General features: G+C 70.1%; 18 protein-coding genes. 8 read left to right on the top strand and 10 right to left on the bottom strand.

Going from position 1 to position 25,949, the window contains the following annotated elements; all coding sequences use genetic code 11:
* Window positions 1-188 precede the first annotated feature (188 nt).
* A complete protein-coding gene (locus ACEN96_RS06715; RefSeq protein WP_495587264.1) occupies window positions 189-1,340 on the top strand; it encodes a carbohydrate-binding protein in 1,152 nt (383 codons plus the stop codon).
* Here the strand turns inward: ACEN96_RS06715 and ACEN96_RS06710 are convergent.
* Complete coding sequence (locus ACEN96_RS06710; RefSeq protein ID WP_495587263.1) at window positions 1,327-2,610, bottom strand: MFS transporter; 1,284 nt, start codon at window positions 2,608-2,610, stop codon at window positions 1,327-1,329. The two genes, ACEN96_RS06715 and ACEN96_RS06710, sit on opposite strands and share 14 nt — an antisense overlap.
* Before the next feature lie 308 nt (window positions 2,611-2,918).
* Here ACEN96_RS06710 and ACEN96_RS06705 point away from each other — a divergent pair, with 308 nt between their 5' ends.
* The gene (locus ACEN96_RS06705; RefSeq protein WP_495587262.1) at window positions 2,919-3,785 is read left to right on the top strand and encodes a curli production assembly/transport component CsgG; all 867 of its coding nucleotides are present in this window, start codon (window positions 2,919-2,921) and stop codon (window positions 3,783-3,785) included.
* Window positions 3,786-4,163: 378 nt separating this feature from the next.
* Here ACEN96_RS06705 and ACEN96_RS06700 read toward each other — a convergent pair whose 3' ends face one another.
* From ACEN96_RS06700 to ACEN96_RS06685, 4 genes are all read right to left on the bottom strand, one after another.
* A complete protein-coding gene (locus tag ACEN96_RS06700; protein ID WP_495587261.1) occupies window positions 4,164-6,902 on the bottom strand; it encodes an alpha-galactosidase in 2,739 nt (912 codons plus the stop codon).
* On the bottom strand, window positions 6,899-8,017 hold the full coding sequence (locus tag ACEN96_RS06695) for an amidohydrolase family protein (protein WP_495587260.1): 1,119 nt from the start codon (window positions 8,015-8,017) through the stop codon (window positions 6,899-6,901). Before ACEN96_RS06695 ends, ACEN96_RS06700 begins: the two co-directional genes overlap by 4 nt.
* 25 nt (window positions 8,018-8,042) lie before the next feature.
* Window positions 8,043-8,855 (bottom strand): endo alpha-1,4 polygalactosaminidase, encoded by an 813-nt coding sequence (locus ACEN96_RS06690; RefSeq protein WP_495587259.1) that lies wholly within the window; start codon window positions 8,853-8,855, stop codon window positions 8,043-8,045.
* Window positions 8,856-8,931: 76 nt separating this feature from the next.
* Window positions 8,932-11,814, bottom strand: coding sequence for a TonB-dependent receptor (locus tag ACEN96_RS06685; protein WP_495587258.1), 2,883 nt, complete (start codon window positions 11,812-11,814; stop codon window positions 8,932-8,934).
* A 313-nt stretch (window positions 11,815-12,127) separates the two neighbouring features.
* On the opposite strand from ACEN96_RS06685, the gene ACEN96_RS06680 reads away from it, so the two are divergent.
* The 5 genes from ACEN96_RS06680 to ACEN96_RS06660 all read left to right on the top strand — a co-directional run bounded on the left by ACEN96_RS06680 (window position 12,128) and on the right by ACEN96_RS06660 (window position 17,773).
* The gene (locus ACEN96_RS06680; protein WP_495587257.1) at window positions 12,128-13,075 is read left to right on the top strand and encodes an EamA family transporter; all 948 of its coding nucleotides are present in this window, start codon (window positions 12,128-12,130) and stop codon (window positions 13,073-13,075) included.
* A 62-nt stretch (window positions 13,076-13,137) separates the two neighbouring features.
* Complete coding sequence (locus ACEN96_RS06675) at window positions 13,138-14,454, top strand: D-tagatose-bisphosphate aldolase, class II, non-catalytic subunit (RefSeq protein WP_495587256.1); 1,317 nt, start codon at window positions 13,138-13,140, stop codon at window positions 14,452-14,454.
* A gap of 37 nt (window positions 14,455-14,491) precedes the next feature.
* The gene (locus ACEN96_RS06670; RefSeq protein ID WP_495587255.1) at window positions 14,492-15,667 is read left to right on the top strand and encodes an SIS domain-containing protein; all 1,176 of its coding nucleotides are present in this window, start codon (window positions 14,492-14,494) and stop codon (window positions 15,665-15,667) included.
* Between the two features lie 5 nt (window positions 15,668-15,672).
* Window positions 15,673-16,641, top strand: a complete 969-nt coding sequence (locus tag ACEN96_RS06665; RefSeq protein ID WP_495587254.1) for a BadF/BadG/BcrA/BcrD ATPase family protein — start codon at window positions 15,673-15,675, stop codon at window positions 16,639-16,641.
* A gap of 328 nt (window positions 16,642-16,969) precedes the next feature.
* Window positions 16,970-17,773, top strand: coding sequence for a DeoR/GlpR family DNA-binding transcription regulator (locus ACEN96_RS06660; RefSeq protein ID WP_495587253.1), 804 nt, complete (start codon window positions 16,970-16,972; stop codon window positions 17,771-17,773).
* A gap of 21 nt (window positions 17,774-17,794) precedes the next feature.
* Here the strand turns inward: ACEN96_RS06660 and ACEN96_RS06655 are convergent, their stop codons facing one another.
* The 5 genes from ACEN96_RS06655 to ACEN96_RS06635 form a co-directional block, all read right to left on the bottom strand.
* A complete protein-coding gene (locus ACEN96_RS06655; RefSeq protein ID WP_495587252.1) occupies window positions 17,795-18,679 on the bottom strand; it encodes a ChaN family lipoprotein in 885 nt (294 codons plus the stop codon).
* Window positions 18,680-18,757: 78 nt separating this feature from the next.
* Entirely contained in the window at window positions 18,758-19,795 is a 1,038-nt protein-coding gene (locus ACEN96_RS06650) for a S49 family peptidase (protein ID WP_495587251.1), read from the bottom strand.
* The gene (locus tag ACEN96_RS06645; RefSeq protein ID WP_495587250.1) at window positions 19,796-20,182 is read right to left on the bottom strand and encodes a Rieske (2Fe-2S) protein; all 387 of its coding nucleotides are present in this window, start codon (window positions 20,180-20,182) and stop codon (window positions 19,796-19,798) included.
* Between the two features lie 29 nt (window positions 20,183-20,211).
* Window positions 20,212-20,868, bottom strand: a complete 657-nt coding sequence (locus ACEN96_RS06640) for an HAD family hydrolase (protein WP_495587249.1) — start codon at window positions 20,866-20,868, stop codon at window positions 20,212-20,214.
* Between the two features lie 28 nt (window positions 20,869-20,896).
* Window positions 20,897-21,844 (bottom strand): RluA family pseudouridine synthase, encoded by a 948-nt coding sequence (locus tag ACEN96_RS06635; RefSeq protein ID WP_495587248.1) that lies wholly within the window; start codon window positions 21,842-21,844, stop codon window positions 20,897-20,899.
* 806 nt (window positions 21,845-22,650) lie between these two features.
* Between ACEN96_RS06635 and ACEN96_RS06630 the strand changes: the two genes are divergently transcribed.
* Window positions 22,651-25,740 carry an Rne/Rng family ribonuclease gene (locus tag ACEN96_RS06630; protein ID WP_495587247.1) on the top strand — a complete coding sequence of 1,030 codons (3,090 nt, stop codon included), beginning with the start codon at window positions 22,651-22,653 and terminating at the stop codon, window positions 25,738-25,740.
* Window positions 25,741-25,949: the final 209 nt, after the last annotated feature.

The following is a 25,949-nucleotide window of genomic DNA, read 5'->3' as shown; positions in this document are numbered from 1 at the left end:
GCGGCCGCTCCGGGTAAACCCCGAAGACAATCTGAAAGCGCTTTCAGATAGTCGGCATCGAGAGGTGGCGGCGCCCGCGCGGCGTCCAGCCGCCCCGCCGGCTTACCGCTGCATTCGGGCGTCCCTGGAGACGCCGCCTCCTGTCCTCGCGCGCGTCTCCTCCACCACAGGCATAGAGGAGATCCCCCATGACACGCTGGATTCGATCGCTGGCCGCGATCGCGCTCACCCTGGCCGGCGCCGCCGCGCAGGCCCAGAACTGGCAACTCGTCTGGCAGGACGAGTTCACCAACGGCATCGGTCCCCAATGGCGCTTCGAGACCGGCACCGGCTCGGGCGGCTGGGGCAACAACGAGCTGCAGTACTACCGGCGCGAGAACGCGACGGTCGAGAACGGCCAGCTCGTCATCACCGCCAGGCGCGAGGACTTCGGCGGCATGCGCTACACCTCGGCGCGCATGACGACGCAGGGCCTGGCCAGCTTCAAGTACGGCCGCATCGAGGCCCGCATCAAGGCGCCGTCGAGTGCCGGCATGTGGCCGGCGTTCTGGATGCTGGGCAGCAACATCGGCTCGGTCGGCTGGCCCGCCTCGGGCGAGATCGACATCATGGAGCACGTGAACACGGAGCCCGATGTCTACGGGACCATCCACTGGCAGGGGCCGGACGGCGGTCACGCGTCCTACGGCGGCCACACCGGCGCGAACGTGGCGGACTATCACGTGTACGCCGTCGAATGGGACGAGCAGTTCATCCGCTGGTTCGTCGACGGGCGGCAGTTCCACGTTGCCGACATCACGAACAGCGTCAACAGCACGGAGGAATTCCACCGCGACTTCTTCCTGCTGCTGAACCTGGCCGTGGGCGGCAACTGGCCGCAATGGAACATCGACGAGAGCAAGCTGCCCGCGAAGATGTACGTGGACTACGTGCGGGTCTACAAGAAGGACGGCGCCACGCCGGGCTTCTCGACGACGCTGCCGGCCAGCGGCTTCGCGCTGCAGTCGGGCATGCAGCTGGAGGCTTCCAGCGAAGGCGGCCAGAACCTGGGCTGGATCGATGCCGGCGACTGGGTGGTGTGGGACCTGAACCTGCCGCAGGGCGGCACCTACACCGTCGAGTACCGCGTCGCCAGCCTCAATGGCAGCGGCAGCCTGCAGCTGGAGATGGCGGGCGGCACGCCGGTGTATGGCGCGCTGAACGTGCCATCGACGGGCGGGTGGCAGAACTGGACCACCGTCTCGCACCGCGTCACGCTGCCCGCCGGCCAGCAGCAGATCGCGGTGAAGGCCAACGGGCCGGGATGGAATCTGCGCTACGTGAAGATCACGAAGTCGTGATCCCCGCGCCCGGTGGGACGGCCGCCTTCTCCTGAGCCTTGCGTCCCGCGGTCAGCCACAGGATCAGCGCGAACACCGCGCCGGCGACGCTGGCCAGGCCGAAGAACATCATCATCGGCTCGTAGCCGGCCGGGTTCTGGGCGCTGGCGCCGGCGCGATCGTTGAGCCAGCCGGCGACCAGGTTGGCGCCGGCGATGCCGGCGTTCTGCGCCACCCACATCAGCCCGATCGCCGTGCCGAAGCGCTGCGGCGAGACGATCTTGCTCGCCAGCGGCCACATCACCGCCGGCACCAGCGAGAAGCTGACGCCGATCAGCGCGGTCGCGATCCACAGGCTCGCGTGGGTCAGCGCCATGGTCGCGATGGCGATCGGCAGCAGCACGGCGCCGAAGGCCAGGAACGGCGCGTAGCGGCCGACGCGGTCGCACAGCCAGCCGAAGGCCGGCGTCGCGAAGACCGCCGCCAGGAAGACGTAGCTGTTCATCGCCCCGGCCGCGGCGAGGTCCAGCCCGTGCGCGTGCTGGAAGTACTTGATCGAGAAGGTGCTGCGGAAGGCCAGGATCACCGAGTACCAGAGCACGCACAGCGCGAGCAGGAACCAGTAGGCGCGGCCGAAGTGCAGCAGGTCGCGCCAGACGAAGGGCTGGGCCTGCTTCTCGGCGGCGCCCTTGTCGGCGGAGGCGACGCGCCGGTCCAGCCACCAGTAAAGGACGGCGCCGGCGAACGAGGCGGCCGCCGCGGCGGCGGCGATCAGCAGCGGCGGCTGCCAGCCTTGCGCGTAGGCATGGGCGAACCAGGTCGGCGACATGTCGGAGGAGTACGAGCCCAGCCGCCCGATCGACAGCGCCAGGCCCATCGAGAAGGCGACGTTGCCGCCGACGAAGTACTGCGCGAGCGCGGCCAGCGTGGCGATGCCGAAGGTCTCGGCGCCGATGCCGAACAGCAGGCGGCCCGCGGCCATGCCGGCGAAGCTGGGGCTGAGCGCGGTGAGGAGAGCGCCCAGCAGGCAGATGCCGGCGGTCCACACGGTCATGCGCGCCGCGCCGAAGCGGTCGACCAGCACACCGCCGACCAGGATCAGCACGACGTTGGGCAGGCTGTAGATCGCGTTGAGCAGGCCGATCTGCTGGTCGCTGAAACCGCGCTGGCTCTGCAGCGCGTCGGCGACGGGGCCGATGGAGTCGTAGACGTAGTAGTTGCCGTACAGCGAGGCGGCGACCAGCGCGCACACCAGCCACGCGATGGCGCGGCTCGGGGACTTGACGTTCATGAATGGAGCTTGTGCGGCCGCGAGGGCCGAAGGGGCGGATTCTCCGGCAACTCCGTCCGCCGCCGCAGGCCCTGGGCATCGAGGTTTCCCCGCATCGCCCCGGTGCGCGAGGCCGGCGCGAGGCCGGCGCGAGCCCGTCGCGTGAAGAGCGCGTGAGGCGCGCATGCGGTAACCGGCGGTAAAGCGCGCCGCGCCGACGCGACATTCAGCGACGCGTCCACCCATCGGTGGGGGCCGCAACCCCACACATTTGCGCTATGGTCCCGGCCGTTTCTGATTCATCGCAGTCTTGCGCATAGGAGATCGGCATGGCATACGCGCGCACCCCGGCATTCGCCGGTTCTTCCCTGGCCCGCATGGGCGCGGTGCTCGCCGCGGGCGTCGCGGTGGCGATGCTCGCGGGCTGCGGCAAGCAGGGCGCGACTCTGGGGGAAGGCAGCTCGGAGATCACCGGCTCCGCCGGCCCGGCCGGCGCGCACAACGCCAATCGGGAGCTGGTGAAGTGCGAGGCGCCGGTGGCGACGCTGTCCCTGATGGAGAACCCCAACGGCTACACGATCAGCGCGCCCAACGGCCTGCCCAACTCGCCGCTGCCGCTGGTGCGGCTGCTGGCGCAGCAGAGTGGCTGCTTCCGCGTCGTCGACCGGAACTCGGGGCTGAAGGCCACGATCAAGGAGCAGGAGCTGAAGGACGCCGGCATCCTGCGCCAGGAAGGCTCCACCGTGCACAAGGGCAAGGGCTACGAGGCGCAGTACACGCTGATCCCGAGCCTGACCTTCAGCGAGCAGGACGCGGGCCGCCAGGTGGGCGGCATCCTGGGGATGATCCCGGTGCTCAACAAGTTCGTCGGGGCGGCCGAGCACATCAAGCTCAAGGAGGCCCAGGTGGCGCTGCTGCTGACGGACAACGAGACGACCGAGCAGGTGGCGGCGGCAACGGGGTCGGTGCGGGTCACCGACCTGGGGATGGGCGGGCTGGTGCTTGGAAAGCTCGGCGGCGCGGCGGGCGCGGGATGGGCCAACAGCAACGAGGGCAAGGTCATCGCGGCAGCATTCCTCGACGCGCACAACCAGCTCGTGGTCCAGGCCCGCATGCTCCAGGCGAAGGAACTGCCGGAGCCGGTGCCGATGAAGAAGGCAGGCAGCGGCGGGAAGAAGGTCGCGGCAGGCGCTTGAACGGCGCGCTGCGGCGGGGGCTGGCCCTCAGCCCTGCCCTCTCCCGCAAGCGGGCGAGGGGGTAAGACAGGGCTGCTGCACTGCCTGCGCCGCTGGCCCTCACCCCACCCTCTCCCACTTCGCGGGAGAGGGTGTTCTACCGAGCGCCGCCGATGTAAAGCGCTGCTGCTGACCAACTCCCTCGCCCCCACAGGGGGAGAGGGTGGGGGAGAGGGGGCTCGTGCCACAGCGCTGCTGCCCTTCGAAGCACCCCCTCTCCCCTGCCCTCTCCCCCCTCGCGGGGGGCGAGGGAGTTCTTGCGCAAGGTAAGTGCGGGCAGCGCTCCTTCTTACCCCCTCGCCCGCTTGCGGGTGAGGGCCAACCCCTCTTCGCCGTCGATCAAGCCTCCAGGCGCAGCAGCCCGAAGGCCTCCGGCACATGGAAATTGGGCTTCTCGCTCCCGGTCGGATTCCAGGCGCTGAACTGCCTCGATGCCTTGTTCCCCTCGATGCGGAACAGATTGATCCGCCACCCGTCGAGCGGCTCCGTCCCGCGCGGCATGGGCACCACCAACTCCGCCGTCCACATCCGGTGGGACTCATCCACCGACGTGCGCGCCCGGCTCTCGCCGACAAGGCGCTTGCGCCCCGCCCCGCGCACCTCCAGGTCCATCACCATCCCGTTCGGCGCCACCTCCACCTCGCGGTAGCGATCCGTCCCCGCGTCCCGCGGCGCCTGCAGGAACACCTCGACCACATCGCGTTCCCACATCGGCCAGATCGCCGTCGCCGAGGCCTCGCGCTCATGCGTCGTCAGCGCGTTGTAGCGGTTGCTGAATCGCAGATGCAGCGCCCCCTCGGCATGCATCAACTGCACCCGCGTCGACTGCGTCCCGGCCAGCGGCCGGCCGCGCCAGTCATGCGCGAAGAACATCGCCGGCGCGTCCTCCCACGCCGACGCGAGCGCGAATCCATCCGTTCCGATCAACCGTGACGGCAGCCGCGACGCCCGCGCCAGCGGCCGGTCCACCGCGGTCTCCAGCACCGCCTCGATCAGCAGGTGCTCCTTGAATCCCACGTTCAGCGTCGGTTTCGCCGCGTTGACGCGCCCCAACTCCACGCCATTCACGTAGTCGCGGACCTTCCACGTCCCCGGCCCCAGGCCGCGCAGCGTCACCGCGCCCTGCCACTGCGGCGCATAGAACGCGTAATGCATCACCCCGTTCTTCTCGACGACATGCGTCTCCGGCTTGTCGAAGGCGATGTCATACAGCTCGCCGCGATACACGCCGTCCGACAGTCCCTTCGCGTTGTGCGCCGCGATCCACTTGCGCCAGTGCGCCTCGCGCTCCGGCGTCAGCAGGAAGGAGTCCTTGGGCTTGGGGTCCTCCGGCCAGGTGAACTTGGTCGACACCACCGCGCCGACGCCCACCGACGACGCGAAGTCCGTCCCGCCGGTCGACAGCTCGACGTGATCGCCGGCGTACGCCGACCAGCGCCCCATCTGCGCCTTGAGCGCCTTGCCCTTGTGCCGCACCTGCCAGCTCGACAGCGGATCCGAGGCCGGCGCCTGGTCGATCCACGGCATGTTGTGGAACGCATAGCTGGTGCCGCAGGGACACACCTCGACCACCGCTTCCGGATTCGCCGCATGCGCCGCCTCGAACATCGCGCGGTAGAAGTCCGCCATGTGCTCGTACGCATCCTCCGGCTTCGCATGCCCATGCTTGGCATTGAAGCAGGGCGCGACGCCGTTGAGATGCTGGCCATCGACCTTCACCCCGTCGAAGCCCCACTCGCCGATGATCTTGCGGAACATCGCGGCCGTGCGCTCACGCGTCTCCTTCGCGCCCGGACACAGGTACAGGCAGTTCCACCACGTGATCATCTGCGGCGCGCCATCCTTGTCGAGCAGCAACAGATCCGCATGCCCGTGCAGCTCGTCGCTGCCCGGCGCCACCGCCAGTGGCGCGATCCACAACCGCGCCTTCATGCCGCGCGCATGGATGTCGGCGACCAGCGCCTTCATGTCCTCCTCGCCGCGCGGGAACTTCTTGAGGTCGATGTCGAACCAGTCGCCCGTCTGGCGCTGCCAGCCGTCGTCCAGCACCGCCCACTTCAGGCCAAGCTCCTGCGCCTTGGGCAGCGTCGCGCGCACGCGGTCGAGCGAGAAATCGCGCTCATAGCCCCACGCGCACCAGACCGAGTCGTGCGCGCTGCGTGGCGGCTCCGGCGCGCTCAGGCCCTGCGCGTTCATCAACCGCCGGTAGCGGTCCAGCGGCACGAAGCAGTCGCCCTCGTGCACCGCGATGAAGGCCAGCGGCAGCGCGAGCGTCCCGCCCGGCACCAGCGTGCGCGGCTCGTCGCCGCGCATCGCGATGTCGACCTGGCCGCCGATCGCCTTCACCGGCAGCGAGACCAGCCGCGGCAGCTTGTCCAGATGCCCGACCGCGACGCCCAGGTCGCGCCGCCACACGTCCACGAGCGGCGTGCCGCCGCCGTAGTCCGACGAATCCATGCCGAGGAAATTGCGCTGCTCGAAGCCTCGCCTGACCGGCTGCATCCAATCGCGCCGGTCGGTGTGCGTCGAGCCCGAATAGGTCCACCATCCGCCCGCGTGCCGCGGCGACGCCAGCAGCCGGTGTGACGCGACGGTCCAGCCCTGCAGCGCGATGAGCTTGTCGCCGCGGTTGATGAACGCCACCTCGAGGAGCGCCACGCCGGGATGCTCGTCCAGCAGCGTGACCGTCACCGTCTTCTCGATGCCGAGGGCGGCGGTCTTGCCGCTCAGCGCCAGGCGCTGCCCCGCGCCGAACGGTGTCGCGCCGCTGCTGGGCACCGCGCTCGCCAGCGCGAAGCGGTCGACGACCTGGCCGCCCGCCAGGATCAGCTGCTCACCCGCGTCGAAGCCGGTCAGCTCGACCGGACGCGCGCCGCCCAGCCGCACGATCCGGCTGCGCAGGTGCTCGTCGAACTGCAGCGACAGCCGCTCATCCTGCAGCCGCACATGACCGCGGCCGGGATCCGCCGCCCGCGCCGACACGGCGGCGCCCATCGTGGCCGTCAGCGCCAGGCGCGGCGCGAGCGTCGCGGCCGGGGCGGCGCCCAGCCATTGGAGGAATGCGCGGCGCCCGGTCATCGCGCCGCCTTCCACGCGGTGGGGAAGCTCCGCTCGGCGTTGAGGTGATACAGCTTGTCGACGACCGCCTTGGGCAGGCCCAGGCCGCGCACCGGTTTCTCGAGATCGGACACCTGGAACGTCTCCTCCGTGTTGAAGTAGCGCCAGTGCATGCGCCACACCGGCTCGGCCTCCTTCAGCAACTCGGCGCCCGATTGTTGCGGCGCTTGCGCAATGTCGGTGCCGTACAGCAGGCGGTCCTGGTACTGGATCATGAAGCGCCGGACCTTCTCCCGGTCGTGCTGGCTCTGCGCCTGCAGCTGGCCGATGCGCGCCGCCACGTCGACCTTGGCCAGCGGGAAGCGGTCCAGGAACGCGGCCAGTTCATCGACGTCGCGCTCCAGCGAGGCCATGTGCATGCCGATGAACTTCAGCGCCGGGTGCGCCGCCACCATGCGGTCGCGCGCGGCCATCTGCGCCTCCCAGCTCGGCATCTCCGGATGCAGCGCCATGTGGTACTGCGGGTGATGCGCGAAGTACTCGCGGTCGTTGAGCACCGTCATCTTCTCCAGCGGCAGCCAGCAGTTGTGCGGCTCGCCCTGGTGGCCCAGCAGCGGGATGCCCTGCTGCTCGAAGTAGGAGAACAGCGGCGTGAAGCGCGCGTCGTCGATCATGACCAGCTGGCCCTGCTGGTCGCGCAGGCTCATGCCGATGTTCTTCCAGACCTTCACGCCGACCGCGCCGGCCCGCAGGCCGGCATCGACGCGACGCCGGGTCGCGTCGAGCCAGCCCGGCTGATCCGACGTGTCCGACGAGAAGCTCACCGCCCAGGCCACGTCCGCCGGACGCGCGTCGCGCAGCGCGATCGCCACCCGCTGCTGATCGTCCAGCGGCGGGAAGTCCGGATAGTCGACGTTGATCGTCAGCACCTTGAAGCCAAGCCGGCGCGCGGCATCGACGAACGCCGGATCGGCGTTGTGCAGGTGGACGTGGGCGTCGATCTTCGGCACCTTGGCGAAGTCCGCCATCGTGTAGCGGGCCTCGCCGGCCGCCTGCGCGGACGCGGCGATGAACGCGCCGATGAATGCGGCGGTCAGCACGGCCGCCGGCGCGGCGCGGACGGGAGTTCTCGTCATGTCGGTCATCGTGAAGATCCCGGGATCAATCGCAGCTGTAGCGATAGGCGTCGTTCAGGTCCAGCGGCAGCACCAGCGAGCGGATCTTCGCGGCCTTCATCTTCGTGCAGAGCTTGTCGCGCGCGCCGTTCGTGTTGTTCTTGTACTTGGACGCGTACTCGGCGTTGAACACCGGCTTGTTCTTGCTGGTGAAAACCGAATAGCCATCGCACTCCGCGTACTGGTTGCACTGCTCGTTGACCGCCATGTCGAAGTACGGCTCGAGCGCGGCGAGCTGGTCGACGTCGTTCTTCAGCGCGATCGCCAGCCCGCGGCCGTGCGCCGCGTTGGCGAGGTACTTGTTGTAGTCGAGCTGCGTGGCCGCCGTCAGCGGGAAGCCCGTCGCATTGGCGTAGCCATCGACGTTGTCCGGCTCGACGCCGTCGCAGCCCTTGGAGACGGCCAGGTCGAGCCGGCTCAGCATCACCGCGCGCACGTTGGACGAGCGCGTGTCCAGCCACTTCTCGCCGGCCCAGCCGTCCAGCGCCTTGCCCATGTCGGCGGCATTGAAGCTGCCGAAGTCGGGACGCCAGTTCTCCGAGCTGCCGGCCGAGAAGTAGCACACCACCTTGCGGCCCTGTGCCTTGAGCTGGGCGACGGTCTGGGCGGAGGTGTCGAACAGGTCGATGTCGTAGACGGCCACGTTGTAGCTGGTGTTGAGCGTGCCGCTCAACTGCCACTGCCAGGTCGTGTTCACGCCGGGCTTCCACCACGACTGCGCCTGCGCGCCCGCCGCGACGGTGAGTGCGGCGGCGGCGGCGAGGCTGGCGGCCATCGCACGGATCAGCGATCGTTTCATGAGTTCTCCTTCGAGGTGGGCCGCGCGGCGGCCCGGTGGTTGTGGAACCCCCAACGTCCTTCCCGGGAACCCGGCGTCAGAACTTGATGCTCGCGCCGATGGTGAACGCGCGGCCCCAGCGGTTGTAGCCCTGCGGCAGCGTGATGGCGCCGTTGCCCAGCGTGTACTCCTGCTTGGCATCGGTCAGGTTGCGGCCTTCGATCGAGACCTTCAACCAGTTGTTGAACTCATAGGACGCCTGCGCGGTCAGCCAGGTGATGGCCTTGGCGCGCTCATTGAAGCCCGGACCGATCACGTTGATCGCCGACACGAAGTCGTCGGTGTGGTCGGCGGTGGCGCTCAGGCTCCACGGGCCCTTCTCGTACAGCAGGCCCAGCGACGAGGTCGCCGGCGCGATGCCCTCCAGCGGCCGCTGCTCGCCGCCCACCCAGCTGCGCGAGCGGTTGCGCGTGTACTGCGCCCGCACGCCCAAGCCGTTGTCCCACAGGTGCTGGAAGCCCACCTCGAAGCCGCGCACCTTGGCCTTGTCGCCGTTGATGGGCTTCATCACGTTGAACAGGTGGCCCGGCACGCCGATGTCCACGCCCGTCTGCCAACTGGTGGTGATCTGGTTGGTGATGTCCTTCTGGAACACCGCCAGCGTCAGCGCCGAGTTCCTCGCGTAGTACCACTCCAGCGAGGCGTCGTACTGCTTGGCGCGATAGGGCTTGAGCTCGGCGTTGCCGCCGTAGACCTGGGTGAAGTCGCCCCAGGCCACGCTGGCGGTGGTGCTGGTGGGCGCGAGCTGCTCGACCGACGGCCGCGCCATCGTCTTGGCCGCGCCCAGGCGCAGCTGCAGCTGGTCGGTGAAGTGCCAGACGAAGTTGGCCGACGGCAGGCCGTAGGTGTACTCGGCGTCCTGGCCGATCTGCACCGGATCGGCATAGACGGCGGTGTAGTTGAACGGGCCGTTCTCCGTCAGGCTCGCGATCTTCGCGTCCCAGGCCTTGGACGAGGTCTTGGTCTTGACCAGCCGCACGCCGATGTCGGCGTTCCACCGGTCGCCGGACAGGTCGGCCTGGATGAAGAACGAGGTCGTCTTCTCGCGCACGCGGTAGCTCTGCAGCGGGTTCCAGACCGGGCCGGCCTGGCTGAAGTCGTAGGTGCCGCCGCCCGGGCGCGGCTGGCCGTTGTAGGCCTGCAGCGCCGCCAGGTAGGCCGGCACGTCGAAGCCCAGGAAGCTGCGCGGGAAACTGCCGCTGACGCCGTTCATGAAGTTGGGCGGGCTCAGGTGCTGGTCCAGCACGTTGCCGCCCAGCTGCCCGACGTTGATCGCGTACTGGCCGGAGTAGTAGTTCTCTCCGCCATTGATCGCGTTGTCGACCAGGTCGCGGTTCTTGTCGCGCCGCGTGGCCTGCACGCCGAACTGGATCTGGTCGATGTTGAAGCGGTCCACCGTCCAGGCGCCGTTCAGCGTCAGGCCGCGGATCTTGTCGTCGATGTTGTCGCCCGACAGGCCGAGGTAATGGGTGTTGAAGTCGCTGGCGCCGAACTGCCCGCGGGCCAGTCCGTCGATCAGGTCGCGGCCGTCGGCGAAGGTCGTCGAGATGTTCGGCACCTGCGAGCCGGTCAACTGCACCGTCGTCACGTTGGGCTGGTTCATGCGCAGCACCGTGTAGGTGTCCTGGCCGCCCGAGTGCCGCTTGGAGGTCGACTGGTAGATGTCGCCATTGAAGCGCAGCGCCGGGCTGGCCTTCCACTCGACGTTGGCGCCATACACGGCGCTGTCGACGACGCGGTGCGTGGTCAGGTTCAGCAGCTCGGGATTGAGGCGCTGTTCCGGATCGGCGTTGTTCATCGTGAAGCCGGTGACCACGCCGTTCTGGATCTGCATGTTGGACCAGCGGCCCGGCGCGAACAGCGTGTAGAAGGACTGCTGGTAGCCGACCTGCGGCGAGTTCAGCCGCGTCTTGATGCCATCCACGACGACCTTGACCGCCTCGCTGGGCCGCCACTCGACCTTGCCCGACAGCGCGGTGCGGCGCTTCTGTTCCTGGATGGTGCCGACGCGGAACTGGCCCGGTCCGATCAGCCCCTCCTCGTCGGGATCGAGCACGCCGTTGCCGTTGGGATCGATGTTCCCGCCCCAGGCGTTGCCGGTCCAGTTGGCGGCCGGGTCGGAGATCGGGTTGCGGGTCCAGCCGCCGTCGTTGCCGGCCGTGTCGGTGCGCACCTTGCGGTCGGCGTAGACGACGCCGAGCAGCACGCCCCACTCCTTGCCGAACGTGTTGCTGTAGGTGGCCGAGAGCTTGCCGCCGTTGAGCTTGGACATCAGGTTGCGGTCGCCCTCGACGCGCAGCACGCCGTGCTGGCCGGGCTGGTCGAAGGGGCTGGCCGAGCGCAGGTTGACCAGGCCGCCGATCGCGCCCTCCATCACCGAGGCCTGCGCCGACTTCACGACGTCGGCGCCGCTGATGATGTCGGAGGGCAGCACGTCGAAGGCGAAGTCGCGGCCTTCGCCGTCGGTGGCCAGGATGCGGTTGTTGAAGGTCGTCAGCGTGTATTCCGGCCCCAGGCCGCGGACGCTGACCTTCTGGCCCTCGCCGCCGGCGGTGCGCGAGATCGACACGCCGGTGATGTGGCTCAGCGAGTCGGCCACGTTGTCGTCGGGGAAGCGGCCGAGCTCGGTGGCGCTGATGCTGTCCTGCACGCCCGCGGCGTTGCGCTTGAGGTTCAGCGACTTCTGCAGGCTGGCGCGGGTGCCGGAGATCTCGACGCGGTCTAGCGTCTGGCCGGCGTCCTTGGCCTTGGCGTCCGTGGCTGTCGCGTCCTCGCCCCGCGCCGCAGAGGCGGCCTGGGCGGGCGGCTGGACCTGCGCCTGGACCGCGCCCATGGCGGCCAGGGCGGCGATCGCCGCGGCGGCGGCCACCGGCCGCGGCGCCACACCGGCGATCGAACGGAAAGACAGGGGAGCTCGCATCTCTTGGTTCCTTGGTGGTCTCGTCTGCCGGCCCCTGGACCTCGAACCGGCTTGGCGCAAGTCTACGCAGTCTTTCGAATGATTTCGCATATCGTTTTTACCGACGATTGTTCTTTCGTTTATATGAAGTACGAAAGAATTCGTGCGACGTAGTAGCCACTGGGCTGGTGACATCGAGTCCAATAATCAGGGTTTTCCCGTGGAATCACGCCAATTTCCGCGCACGACGGAAACTTCCGTTGTCTTTCCGCTTTCGTTACCCTATTCTTTCGTTCGAAAGACCACAACCGGTTTCCAGGAACGAAAGCGACCCATGCAACGACATTGGCTGACCTACGCGCTGATCACGACCCTGTTCTGGGGCGCGTGGGGCGCGTTGACGGGACTCTCCGCGGAGCGCGGCTTCCCGGACACGCTGGTCTACGTCGTGTGGGCGCTGACGATGATCCCGCCCGCGGTGGTGGTGCTGGCGCGCGCCGGCTGGCGGCTGCAGCGCGACCGCCGGGCGGTGATCCAGGGCCTGACCGTCGGGCTGCTGGGCGCGGGCGGACAGATGCTGCTGTTCCGCGCGGTCGAGTCGGGGCCCGCCTACCTGATCTTCCCGATCGTGTCGCTGTCGCCCGGCGTGACGATCGCGCTGTGCTTCGGCCTGCTCGGCGAGCGCACCGGGCGGCTGGGCGTCGCCGGCATCGTGCTGGCGCTGTGCGCGCTGCCGCTGTTCGACTACCAGCCCGGCCAGCAGGCCCAGGCTCAAACGCTGGGCCTGTGGTTCGTCCTCGCGCTGATCGTGATGGCGGCCTGGGGCCTGCAGGCCTATTTCCTGAAGACCGCCAACAACGCCGCCAGCGCCGAGAGCGTCTTCTTCTACATGACCATCAGCGCGCTGCTGTGCATCCCGGCCGCGCTGTGGATGACGGACTTCTCCAAGCCCATTCCCTGGGGCTGGAACGGTCCCGGTCTGGCCGCGCTGATCCAGCTGCTGAACGCGGTGGGCGCGCTGACGCTGGTCTACGCCTTCCGGCACGGCAAGGCGCTGGTGGTTTCGCCGCTGGTCAACGCCGGCGCGCCGCTGCTGACGGCGCTCGCCTCGATGGCCATGAGCGGCACCGCGCCCAGCGGCACCAAGCTCGCCGGCGTCGCGCTGGCGCTGCTGGCCGCGCTGCTGCTGGCCCTGCAACCGGAGGGCGACGCCGCCGCCGCGCCCACGCCCACGCCCGACGCCCCCCAGCGGCTCGATCCGGCCGGCGACGGCAAGGCCTGACCCCGCGCAGGCCCACCCCGCCCCGCCCGCTCCGCTCTCTCTTCGACAGGAAGGATCCCCCCTTGAAGCTCATGCTCGATCTCGTGCGGCGCCACAAACAGCCGGCGCCCGGAGCCCCCGACGCCGCGCCCGGCCGGATGGCCGTCGGCATTCCCTCGGTCTGCTCGGCCCATCCGGTGGTCATCGCCGCCACGCTGCGCGAGTGCGCCGCGCTCGGCCGCCCGGCACTGATCGAGGCGACCTCGAACCAGGTCAACCAGGACGGCGGCTACACGGGCATGACGCCCGTCGATTTCCGCCGCTTCGTCGAGGCCATCGCCCGCGTCGAGGGCGTCGATCCCGGCCTGCTGGTGCTGGGCGGCGACCACCTCGGCCCGAACGCCTGGCGCAGGCTGCCGGCGGCGCAGGCGATGGCCAAGGCCGAGGTGATGGTGGCGCAGTACGTCGCGGCCGGCTTCCGCAAGATCCACCTGGACTGCTCGATGTCCTGCGCCGGCGACCCGGTGCCGCTGCCGGAGGCCGACATCGCCGCGCGCGCGGTCCGCCTCTGCCTGGCGGCCGAGCAGGCCTGGCGCGACCTGCCCGGCCGCGGCGAGCCGCCGGTCTACGTGATCGGCACCGAGGTGCCGGTGCCCGGCGGCGCGCACGAGGACCTGGACGAACTCGCGGTCACCACGCCCGACGCAGCCGGCGCCACGCTGGCGCTGCACCGCGATGCCTTCGCGGCGGCCGGCCTCGACGCGGCCTGGGAACGCGTGATCGCGATGGTCGTGCAACCGGGCGTCGAGTTCGATCACCACAAGGTCATCGACTACCGCCCGGAGAAGGCGCGCGCGCTGAGCGCGTTCATCGCGTCGCAGCCGGGCCTGGTGTTCGAAGCGCACTCGACCGACTACCAGACGCCGGAGCGCCTGTCGCAGCTGGCGCGGGACCACTTCGCGATCCTCAAGGTCGGGCCGGGCGCGACCTTCGCGCTGCGCGAGACGCTGTGGGCGCTGGCGGCCGTGGAGCATGAATGGCTGGGCCGCGGCGCCGCGGACGGCGACGGCCTGATCCCGACGGTGCTGGGCGTGATGCGCGCCGAGCCCGAACACTGGCGACCCTATTACCAGGATCCGGCGCGGCTGCAGGTCGACCTGGCCTACAGCCTGAGCGACCGCATCCGCTACTACTGGGCCCATCCGAAGGTGCAGACCGCCTGCGCCGCGCTGCTGGACCGGCTGGAGCACTCGCCGCCGCCGCTGACGCTGCTGAGCCAGTTCCTGCCGCGCCAGTACGACGCGATCCGCGATGGCCGGCTGCGCAACCGGCCGGCGGAGCTGCTCCGCGACGGCGCGGCGCAATCGCTGCGCCCCTACCTCGCCGCCTGTGCCGCCTGAGCGCGGGCGCCTCTTCCGACAGAACAAGACCTGCACGATGACCCTGCTCCACCTCGACGCCGCCGATCTCGACCGCCGCGGCGCGGCGCACACCGCGCGCGAGATCGCCCAGCAACCCGCCGTCTGGCAAGCCGTCCATGACCTGGTGCGCGCGCGGCGCGCGGCGCTGGACGCCTTCCTGCGGCCGCTGCTCGCGCTGCCTGAACTGCGCATCGTGCTGACCGGCGCCGGCAGCTCCGCCTTCATCGGGCAATGCCTGGCGCCGGCGCTGCTGCAGCAGCTTGGCGCGCGGCCCGGCGTGCGCGTCGAGGCGATCGCCACCACCGACATCGTCTCCAACCCCGGGCAATGCCTGCAGCCTGGCGTGCCGACGCTGCTGGTGTCGTTCGCGCGCTCGGGCAACAGCCCGGAGAGCCTCGCCGCGGCCGAACTCGCCGATGCCGTCGTCGGTGAATGCCATCACCTCGCGGTCACCTGCGCCGCGGACGGCACGCTGGCGCGCCGCCTGGGCGGCCGCGCGCGCGCGCATGTCCTGCTGCTGCCGGACGCGACCAACGATCGCGCGTTCGCGATGACCTCGAGCTTCACCGGCATGCTGCTGGCGGCGGCCTGGGCCTTCGAACTGCCGCTGCCGCCGGTGGCCGTGCTGAGCGAGGCCGCCGGCGCGCTGCTCGCCGCCGAGCCCGGGCGGCTGGCCGCGCTCAGCGCGCAGCCGGTCGAGCGTCTGGTCGTGCTCGGCAGCAATGGCCTGCAGGGGCTGGCGAAGGAAGCCGCGCTGAAGATGCTGGAGCTGACCGATGGCCGGCTGGTGGCGCTGGCCGATTCGCCGCTGGGCTTCCGCCATGGCCCCAAGACGGTGCTCAACGAGCGGACGCTGGTGCTGCTGCTGCTCTCCAACGACAGCTACACGCGGCGCTACGACCTGGACCTGCTGCGCGAGCTGCGCCGCCAAGGCCGCGGGCGGGTGATCGCGCTCAGCACCTCGGCGCTGAACGGCGAGGACGCGCTGGCCGAGGACGACGTGCTGATCGGACTTCCGGTCAACGCGCCGGATCTCGCGCTGGCGCCGGTGGCGCTGGTCTTCGCGCAGTGCCTGGCGATGCTGGCCTCGCTGAAGCTGGGCATCACGCCCGACAATCCCAGCGCCTCCGGCACCGTGACCCGCGTCGTCAGCGGCGTCATCATCCATCCGCTCACGCCTCCGGCCCCGTGACTGCCATGAGCTCCACTGCCCTGGACCGCGCCGATCGTCCCGTCTTCCTCGGCATCGATGGCGGCGGCACCAAGACCTCGTTCCTGCTGCTCGATGGCGATGGGCGGCTGATCGCGCGTCACGTGGGCAGCACCAGCTACTACCTGGAGATCGGCTTCGACGCGCTGGGCGCGCTGCTGCGGGATGGCGTCGCCGAGACGCTCAAGCAGGCGGGGCTCGCGCCGGCGCAGGTCACCTCCGCGTTCGCGGGCCTGCCGGCGCATGGCGAGGACAGCGCGCTGCAGGGCGCGTTCGACGCGCTGCTCGATGGCGTGCTGCCCCGCGCGCGCATCGGCAACGACATGATCTGCAGCTGGGCCGGCTCGCTGGGCGGCGAAGACGGCATCAGCCTCGTCGCGGGCACCGGTTCGATGGCCTACGGCCAATGGGGGGAGCGCGGCGCGCGCAGCGGCGGCTGGGGCGAGGTCTTCGGGGATGAGGGGTCGGCGTACTGGCTCGCGCGCGAGGGCTTCGCGCTCTTCTCGCGCATGGCCGATGGCCGGGCCGCGCCGGGGCCGCTGCTGGCACGGGTGCGCGGTCATTTCGGGCTCGCGCAGGACCTGGATCTCTGCGCGGCGGTCAATGGCGACGCGGCGCGAAGCCGGCTGGCGCAGTTCGCGCGGCTGGTGTCGGCCGCGGCGGCCGAGGGCGATGCCCAGGCGAATGCACTGCTGGCGCGGGCCGGCGAGGAACTCGCGGCGCTGGCCGGCGCGGTGGCGCGAAGACTCGAGCTGCCGCCGGGGGCCGCCGTGCCGGTCTCGTACACGGGCGGTGTCTTCGAGGCGGGCGCGGCGGTGATCGGCGCGCTGCGCGCTGCGCTGGCGCGCGAACTGCCGGGCGCGACGCTGATGGCGCCGCGTTTCGGGCCGGAACTCGGCGCGGCGATGTACGCGGCGCGGCTGGCGGGCGTTCGGTTGAAGCCATCCGCTGCATGAGCATGAGCACCGCCATCCTCATCAACTCCCTCGCCCCGCTTGCGGGGAGAGGGTGGGGGAGAGGGGCCGTCGCAGTGCGCCAGGTTGCGCAAGTGGCGACAGCCCCCTCTCCCCTGCCCTCTCCCCCTGCGGGGGCGAGGGAGTTCGAAGCGCAAGGGAGTTCGAACGGGCGAGAGAGCTCGAACGGGCGAGAGAGCTCGAAGCGCGAGAGATCTCGAAGCGCGAGGGAGTTCGAAGGGGTGAGGGCGTTCCAACAGGGACAGCGCGGGCAGGAGGGGATGAGCGGTCGATATCATCCGAAAGTCCACGACTTCCGATTTCCATGACCATGCCCACGCCCACCTCCGTCGACAAGGCGGACGCCTCGCTGCTGATCGACGAGCGCCGGCAGCTCATTCGCGAGCAGGTGCAGGCGCAAGGCAAGGTGACGGTCGAGGAACTGGCCGAGCGCTTCGGCATCTCGGTGGTGACCATCCGCAGCGACCTGAACGCGCTGGCCGCCACCGGCGCGCTGCTGCGCACGCATGGCGGCGCGCTGGCGCACCGCGACACCGAGGAGGTGCCGATCGGCGTCAAGCAGAAGCTGCATCACGAGCAGAAGGTGCGCATCGCCGTCGAGGCGGCCCGGCTGATCCGCGATGGCGAGACCATCCTGCTCGATTCCGGCTCGACGACCGAGGAGATCGCCAAGCAGATCCGCGGTATGCGGCTGCAGTCGCTGAACGTCATCACCAACGCGCTGAACATCGCGGTGCTGCTCGCCACCGTGCCCAACGTCAACGTGATCATGCCGGGCGGGCTGCTGCGGCAGAACTCGTACTCGCTGTCCGGTCCGCAGGCGGTGACGGCGCTGCAGAGCCTCTACGCGGACCGGCTGTTCCTGGGCGTGGACAGCCTCGATCCCGACATCGGCCTGATGACGCCCCACCTGCTCGAGGCCCAGCTCAACGCGCAGATGATGAAGATCGCGCGCCAGATCGTCGCCGTCGCCGATGCCTCCAAGCTGATGAAGCGCAACCTGTCGGTGATCGCGCCGGTCGAGCAGATCGACATGCTGATCACGGACAAGGATGCCGACGGCGCCATCGTCGGCGAGCTGCGCCGCCGCGGCGTCGAGGTGGTGCTGGCCTAGCGCCCGGCCGCTCGCCGCGGCCTAACGCTTGAACTGCGCGCAGGGATCCTCGCGCGACGGCGCCGGCGCGCGCTCGACGCGGTCGTAGCCGCCATCGGGCACGGCGCTGCCCGGCTCGAGATAGGCGATGGCATCGATGTCCGAAGCCGGCACGCCGGCCGCCCGCAGATACACCGGCACCGCGACGTCGCGCCGCACATGGCCGTTGCCCGCGATCAGCACCACGCGCCTCGCGCCGGACTGCCGCGCGTCGAGCATCGCCTGCGCCATCGCCGCGTCACGCGCGCGCTGGGCCTGCACCATGCCGGGCAGCATCGCCTCCGGCATCGCGCCGCAGTGGCCGTCCTGGATGTCCTTGCGCAGCGCGTCCTGCTGCGCCTCGTTCCAGCTCACGCGCGAGCGCAGCGCGAGCAGCTCCGCGGGCCAGGCGGCATCGCCCTCGCGGACGATCCGGCGCACCTGGTCGCGATCGATGTTGCCGCCGCGCACGCCCGCGCCCGACTGCAGCGCGGCCTCGAACAGCGGCTGATGCAGCGGCCAGCGCCAGCCCTTGCGGTCGAGCTTCGCGGCCTCGATCACCGCCTCGACATCGCCGGGATGCTCCTCGCGGGCCCGCGCCACCGCCGCGTCCTCCGCGCGCGAGAACTGCTCGAAGACGACGGCGGTCTTCGGCTCACGCGCGATCAGCTCGCGCAGCTGCGCGGCGCGGGCCCGGTGATGCGCGGGGTTGTCGTGCAGCTCGCCGAGCAGAATGAATTCCGGCTCGGATGCGGCGGCCGATACGGAGGCCGATGGGGGTGCGGATGCGGACGCGGCCGGGGAGGCCGGCGCCGCGCCGGGCGACGCGCAGGCGGCGATGAGCATCGGCAGCAGCGCCAGCGCGGCGCCACGGAAGGCAGTGTTCATGGGTTCGATCCTGGCGACAGGGGAAACGGGAACGGCCTGCCGAGCGATGGCTGGGTCGGGCGATGGAGCGGCGCGAGCTTACCGGATCGTCGCCATCGAGCGCATCGCCTTGACCGCGCCCTCGCCCATCGACGCGCCGAAGCGCTTGGCGATGCGCTCCGCGACGTTGTCGCGCGGCGTGTAGTCGATGACCTCCTCGGCCTTCACGACCTCGCGCGCCACGTAGTCCAGGTTGCCCATGCCGTCGGCCAGGCCCATCCGCACCGCCTGCTCGCCGTTCCAGAACAGGCCGGAGAACATCTCCGGCGTCTCCTTCAGACGCGGGCCGCGGCCCTCGCGCACGACCTTGATGAACTGCTGGTGGATCTGGTCCAGCATCGCCTGCGCATAGGCCTGCTGCCTGGGCGAGACCGGCGAGAACGGATCCAGCATCCCCTTGTTCTCGCCCGCGGTCATCAGCCGGCGCTCGATGCCGACCTTCTTCATCACCTCGGTGAAGCCGAAACCGTCCATCAGCACGCCGATCGAGCCCACCACCGAGGCCTTGTCGACGTAGATCTCGTCGGCGCTGGCGGCGATGTAGTACGCGCCCGAGGCGCAGATCTCCTCGACGACCGCGTAGACCTTCTTGTTGTGCAGCGCCTTCAGCCGCTTGATCTCGTCGTTGACGATGCCCGCCTGCACCGGGCTGCCGCCCGGCGAGTTGATGCGCAGCACCACCGCCTGCGAGCCCTGGTCCTCGAACGCCGCCTTCAGCGCCGCGTTGATCAGCTCGGCGCTGGCCTCGGTGTCGGGCGCGATCTCGCCGCGCACCTCCACCAGCGCGGTGTGCGGGCCGGCGGCCGCGCCGCCATGGTGTCTGGATGCGAACATCGACCACACCAGCAGCAGCGCCAGCGTCACCCAGATCAGCCGGAAGAAGGTCTTCCAGCGGCGATCGCTGCGGCGGTCGCGCAGATAGTCATGGGCGAACTGCTCGAGCACGTGCTCGTAGCGGCCGGGCGCGGCCGGGGCCGCCTGCGCGGCCGGCGGCGGCTCCGGCTTCAGCATGTCCTCGGGACGGGGCGTCGCGTCGGGGATCGGACGCGGCAGGTCGGGGTCGTTGTCGTTGCTCATTCAGTCCTCGAAGACAGGCCGCGTATCGCGGGAAGGGTACCAAGTGACCTGCCCGTCCCGCTCGCGCACGTCGAGCTTGGTCAGGCCGATGCGGCCGCACATGCCGGTCACGCAGCGCCCGTCCAGCGGGTGGTAGACCGCGCCATGGATGCTGCAGATGATGAATTCCTTGCGGCTGTCCAGGAACTCGCCTTCCTGCCAGTCCATCTCGGTGGGCACGTGGGCGCAGCGGTTGAGATAGCCCACGACCTGGCCATCGAAGCGCAGCACGAAGGCCGAGGCCGGCTGGCGGAAGTGCAGCACGTCGAAGGTGTGGGCGCGGCCGCGCTCCTCCAGTTCGGAGGAGGCGCACAGCGGCACCGGGGGCAGGTCTTGCTCGGGCGTCATTCAGTCAGGTTCGGTCACGCGCGAAGGGATCAGGCGTGGGCCAGCAGCCAGTCGCGCAGCGTGGGCACGTCGTGCGCGACCAGCAACGGCTCGAAATCGAGCAGCGACTCATGCGCGTGCGCGCCATAGGTCACCGCCACCGCCGGGCAGCCGGCATTGCGCGCCAGCTGCAGGTCATGGGTCGTGTCGCCGATCATCAGCGTGCGCCCGGGGTCGGCGCCGAACTCGCGCATCAACTCCAGCAGCATCTGCGGATTGGGCTTGCCGGCGGTCTCGTCGGCGGTGCGGGTGCCGTCGAACAGCGTCTGCATGCCGACCGCCGCCAGCGCCTCGTCGAGGCCGCGCCGGCTCTTGCCCGTCGCGACCGCGAGCCAGTGGTGCCTGGCCTTCAGGTCCTGGAGCAGCCGGGGCACGCCGTCGAACAGCGTCACCTCGTGCGCCGACGCGAAGTAGTGATGCCGGTAGCGTTGACCCAGTTCGGGATAGCGCGACGGATCGAGTCCGGGCAGCGCGTACTGGAGCGCCTCGATCAAGCCCATGCCGATGACATAGGCGGCGCGCTCGCGCGAGGGCGGCTCCAGGCCGAGGTCCGCCGCGGCGGCCTGCATGCAGCGCACGATCAGCGCGGTGGAGTCGAACAGGGTGCCGTCCCAGTCGAAGACGATCAGGTCGAAACGTTGAGGCATGGGTGGAAAGCGGGTGAACGCCGGCCGGTCAGGACGCCAGGCGGCGCAGCGCGGCCAGGAGTGTCTCGCACTCGGGCGGCAGCGGCGCGGTGAGGGTCAGGGTCTCGCCGGTGGCCGGATGCGCGAAGCGAAGCTGCCGCGCGTGCAGGAACATCCGGTCGAAACGCAGCGCGCCGCGGGCCAGCGCGCGGTTGGCTTCGAAGTCGCCATATTTCGGATCGCCGACGATCGCATGGCCCTCATGCGCCAGGTGCACCCGGATCTGATGCGTGCGGCCGGTCTTGATCGTGACGTCCAGCAGGCTGTAGCCGGGCAGCGCCTCGGCCACCTTGACCAGGCTGATCGACCGCTTGGCCTGGTCCGCCTGCGGATCGCTCGGGTTCGTCACCGCCCGCACCCAGCGCTCGCCGTCACTGCCGACGAACTTCAGCAGGGGCACGTCCACGACCTTGCGGCTCTTCGACCACGTGCCGCTCACCAGCGCGGCGTAGGTCTTGCCGGTCTCGCGATCACGCAGTTGATCCTGCAGGTGCGTCAGCGCGCTGCGCTTCTTCGCGATCATCAGCAGGCCGGAGGTCTCCTTGTCGAGCCGGTGCACCAGCTCCAGGAATTTCGCCTGTGGCCGGGCCCGGCGCAGTTGCTCGATCACGCCGAAGCTCACGCCCGAGCCGCCGTGCACCGCGACGCCGGCCGGCTTGTCGACGACGATCAGATGCTCGTCCTCGAACACGACCGGGAATTCACGCGCGGGCACCGACGGATCGGCGGGCTTCTCCGCCAGGCGCACCGGCGGCACGCGCACGACATCGCCGACCTCCAGCCGCGAGTCGGCCGCGCAGCGGCCCTTGTTGATGCGCACTTCACCGGACCGGATGATCCGGTAGACCAGGGTCTTGGGAGCGCCCTTGAGTTCACGGATCAGGAAGTTGTCCAGGCGCTGGCCGGCGGAGCCTTCGTCCACCGTCAGAAGCCGCACCTGGGCCGGCGCGGCAGGGGCAGCGGGCGCAACCGCGGCAGGCGCGGCGGGCGCGGGAGGGGAGGCTGGCGGGGCGCTGGCACCCCTCGCGGCACTGCGGGCAGTCCCTGGGGCGGCCTTGCGGGCTTTAGCCCCTATAATGCTGCTTGCCACGTTTGCGTTGTAAGTATTTGATTTTTCTCATTTTACTCGGACGACAGCGTTCGAGCTCGACAAGAACGTGGCGGTGAGTAGCCATTGTGAGTAGGCTACTCATTACTTTTGGTGATGCAACATCAGGTCAGCGTCGTCGGGCCCGCTTCCCAAAGCGAGCAGGCAGGCACGGGGGCCGGATGGCAGAGCAACGTCGTCAGAACCATGCTCACGCGGTCTTCCTCATCCTCGGATGTCGGCGGGCGGCGGGGGCAGCACAACAAGGTTTCACGATGTCAGCGAGGGGGCCGCAAGCCCTGGCGCTGACATCAGCACCCAGGCTCCGTTTCCGGATGTTTTCTTCGGTTCATTCCACCCCCCGCCGCCTGCGAGCGCGTGTTGGCTTCGTCCACACGCCGGGCTCCGGCCGTGGTCGGGTCGCGCCTGAAGCGGCGCGCATGAGGACCGGAACAGCCGATCCGGGGCCTGCGGCGCACGCGCCAACGCTGCATCACTGAACGGTCGAACGCGCCGTTCAATTGCAGTCCAGGGCGATCCTTTCATTGGTTCTTTCGCGTTTCTCGTGCATCGGTCGAATCGCCCGCCGGTGAATCTCCGGCAGCGGTTCACTTGAATGCGCGTCAGCGGCAACACGCTGGCGTGGAGGAGAACTGATGAAACGCATGCTGATCAACGCGACGCAGCAGGAAGAGCGTCGCCTGGCCATCGTCGATGGACAGAAGCTGCTGGACTTCGAGACCGAGATCGAAGGCCGCGAGCAGCGCAAGGGCAACATCTACAAGGCGGTCGTGACGCGCGTCGAGCCGTCGCTGGAGGCCTGCTTCGTCGATTACGGCGAGGACCGCCACGGCTTCCTTCCCTTCAAGGAGATCTCGCGCCAGTACTTCAAGGACGGCGCCGACGTGCGCTCGGCCAAGATCCAGGACGTGATCAAGGAAGGCCAGGAGCTGCTGGTCCAGGTCGAGAAGGAAGAGCGCGGCAACAAGGGCGCGGCGCTGACGACCTTCGTGTCGCTGGCGGGCCGCTACCTGGTGCTGATGCCCAACAATCCGCGCGGCGGCGGCGTCTCGCGCCGCATCGAGGGCGAGGACCGCGAGGAGCTCAAGGAAGCGCTGGACCAGCTCGACTACCCCAAGGGCATGTCGCTGATCGCGCGCACCGCGGGCATCGGCCGCAGCGCGGCCGAGCTGCAGTGGGACCTGAACTACATGCTCAAGCTCTGGACCGCCATCGACGAGGCGGCCGGGGGCGGCAAGGGCGCGTTCCTGATCTATCAGGAGTCGTCGCTGGTGATCCGCGCGATCCGCGACTACTTCACCGCCGACATCGGCGAGATCCTGATCGACACGGACGACATCTTCGAGCAGGCCCATCAGTTCATGAGCCATGTGATGCCGGAGACGGCGCACAAGGTGAAGCGTTACCGCGATGACGCGCCGCTGTTCAGCCGCTTCCAGATCGAGCACCAGATCGAGACGGCCTTCAGCCGCACGGTGAACCTGCCGTCGGGCGGCGCCATCGTGATCGACCACACCGAGGCGCTGGTCTCGGTGGACGTGAACTCGGCGCGCGCCACCCGTGGCGGCGACATCGAGGAAACCGCCACCCGCACCAACCTGGAAGCCGCCGACGAGATCGCGCGCCAGATGCGTCTGCGGGACCTGGGCGGCCTGATCGTCGTGGACTTCATCGACATGGAGGAGTCCAAGAACCGCCGCGAGGTCGAACAGCGCCTGCGCGACGCGCTGCGCCAGGACCGCGCCCGCGTGCAGTTCAGCTCGATCAGCAAGTTCGGCCTGCTGGAGCTGAGCCGCCAGCGCCTGCGCCCGGCGTTGAGCGAGGGCAGCCACATCACCTGCCCGCGCTGCAACGGCACCGGCCACATCCGCGACACCGAGTCGTCCGCGCTGCAGATCCTGCGCATGGTCCAGGAAGAGTCCATGAAGGACAACACCGCGGCCGTGCACGTGCAGGTCCCGGTGGAAGTGACCAGCTTCCTGCTCAACGAGAAGCGCACCGAGATCACCAAGATCGAGCTGAAGCAGCGCGTGACCGTGCTGCTGGTGCCGAACAAGCATCTCGAGACGCCGAATTACAAGCTCGAGCGCCTGCGCCACGACGATCCGCGCCTGGAGAACCTGCAGGCGAGCTACACGATGATCGAGGAGCAGCAGGAAGAGGTGGGCATCACCCGCCGCGGCGCCGAGAAGAAGAACAAGCAGGAGCCAGTGATCAAGGGCCTGCTGCCCGAGCAGCCGGCGCCGATGCCGGTGCCCGCGCCGGCCCCCGCGCCGAAGGCCGCGGAACCCGTGGCTGCGGCCCCGGTGGCGGCGCCCGCCGCGCCGGTGGCCGCGGGTGGCGGCTTCTTCGGCTGGCTGAAGAACCTGTTCGGCGGCGCGCCCGCGCCGGCGCCCGCGCCGGCCACCGAGGCCAAGACCGCCGAGCCGGCCAAGAAGGAACGCGGCGAGCGCGGCGACCGGGATCGCAACGCCCGCGGCGGCGACCGCGGCCGCCGTGGCGAGCGCGGTGACCGCGGCGAGCGGGCCGAGCGTGGCGAGCGCCACGATCCGAAGGCGCGCGACGGCAAGCCGCGCGGCGAAGGCAAGCCGCAGCAGGAAGGCCGCGGCGATCGTCCGGAGCGCGGTGAACGCGCGGAGCGGGGCGAGCGTGGTGAGCGCACGGAGCGCGGTGAGCGCACCGAGCGTGGTGAGCGCGGTGGTGATCGCAACCGCCGCAACGAGCGCGCCGACAAGCCGGAACAGGCCGTCGAAGGCGCGCCGCGCCAGGAACGCGCCGAACGCGGCGACCGTCCGGAGCGCGGCGAGCGAGCCGACCGCGGCGAGCGCGGCGAAGGCCGCCGCCGCCGCGAGGAGCGCGCGCCTGCCGAGGCGCAGGAGCAACTGCTGCCGCTGGCCGGCACCGAAGCCGCCAACCCGGACTCGCCGATCGCCTTCGCCGACACCCAGCCGCTCGAGAGCGCGGTGACTGGTGAGGCGGGCGACGAGCGTCAAGGCCGCCGCCGCCGCCGCCGTGGCAACCGCGGCGAGCGTGGCGCTGAGGGCGAGCAGGTCGAAGGCGCGCTGGTCGAGGGCCAGGCCCCGGCCGCCGGCGAGACCTCGTTCGCCGAAGGTGCCGAGTCCGCGGAAGCTCCGGTGGTGAACGGTGAGGAAGCCCCGGCCGGCGAAGAAGGTCAGGACGGCCGCGAAGGCCGCCGCCGCGGCCGTGGCCGCGACCGCTATCGCCGTGACCGCCGCGAAGGCGAAGGCGCTCCGGGTGAAGGCGCTCTCGCCGATGGCGTGATCGCCGCCGGCGAGGCCGCCACGCCGGCCACCGCCGTGCTGGACGGCATCGTGCTGGATGCGGGCGCCGCGCCGCGTCAACTGGCGCTGGGCGACGAGCCCCAGCAGGCACCTGTCCAGGCCACGGCGCCTGTCGCCCAGGCCCCGGCGCCGGTGCACGCCCCGGTGGCGGCTCCGGTGGCCGCGGCGCCGGCCGCCCCGGTGGTGCCGCGCTTCGACCTGCCGCTGGGCGAGTTGAACGCGGTCGCCGAGAGCGCCGGCCTGACCTGGGTCAACAGCGATGCCGACAAGATCGCCGCCGCGCAGGCCGCGATCGCCGCCGAGCCGGCCGCCGCGCCGCTGGGCCGCGAGCCCGCGCCGGTGGCGGTGGTCGACGAGGGCCCGCTGGTCCTGGTCGAGACCCGCAAGGACCTCAACCAGTTCAAGCTCCCCTTCGAAGCCTGATGACGGCATGAACTCCCTCTCCCGCTTGCGGGAGAGGGCTGGGGTGAGGGCCAGCGACCGCTGAAGCGCGCCACCCCAGGAGGCCAGCAGCCGCAACACCACAGCCGCCGAGACACCCCTCGGCGGCTTTCCTTTTGGGGCGCCACGAGCGCCTCGCGACATGACGGAGACAGACTCTTGAACACGTCCACCATCGGCGCCCCGCAGGG

Source organism: Roseateles sp. Mitsp63, assembly GCF_059491535.1.
The sequence above is the reverse complement of the archived record's forward strand: the minus strand, read 5'-3'. Positions and strand labels throughout refer to the sequence as shown.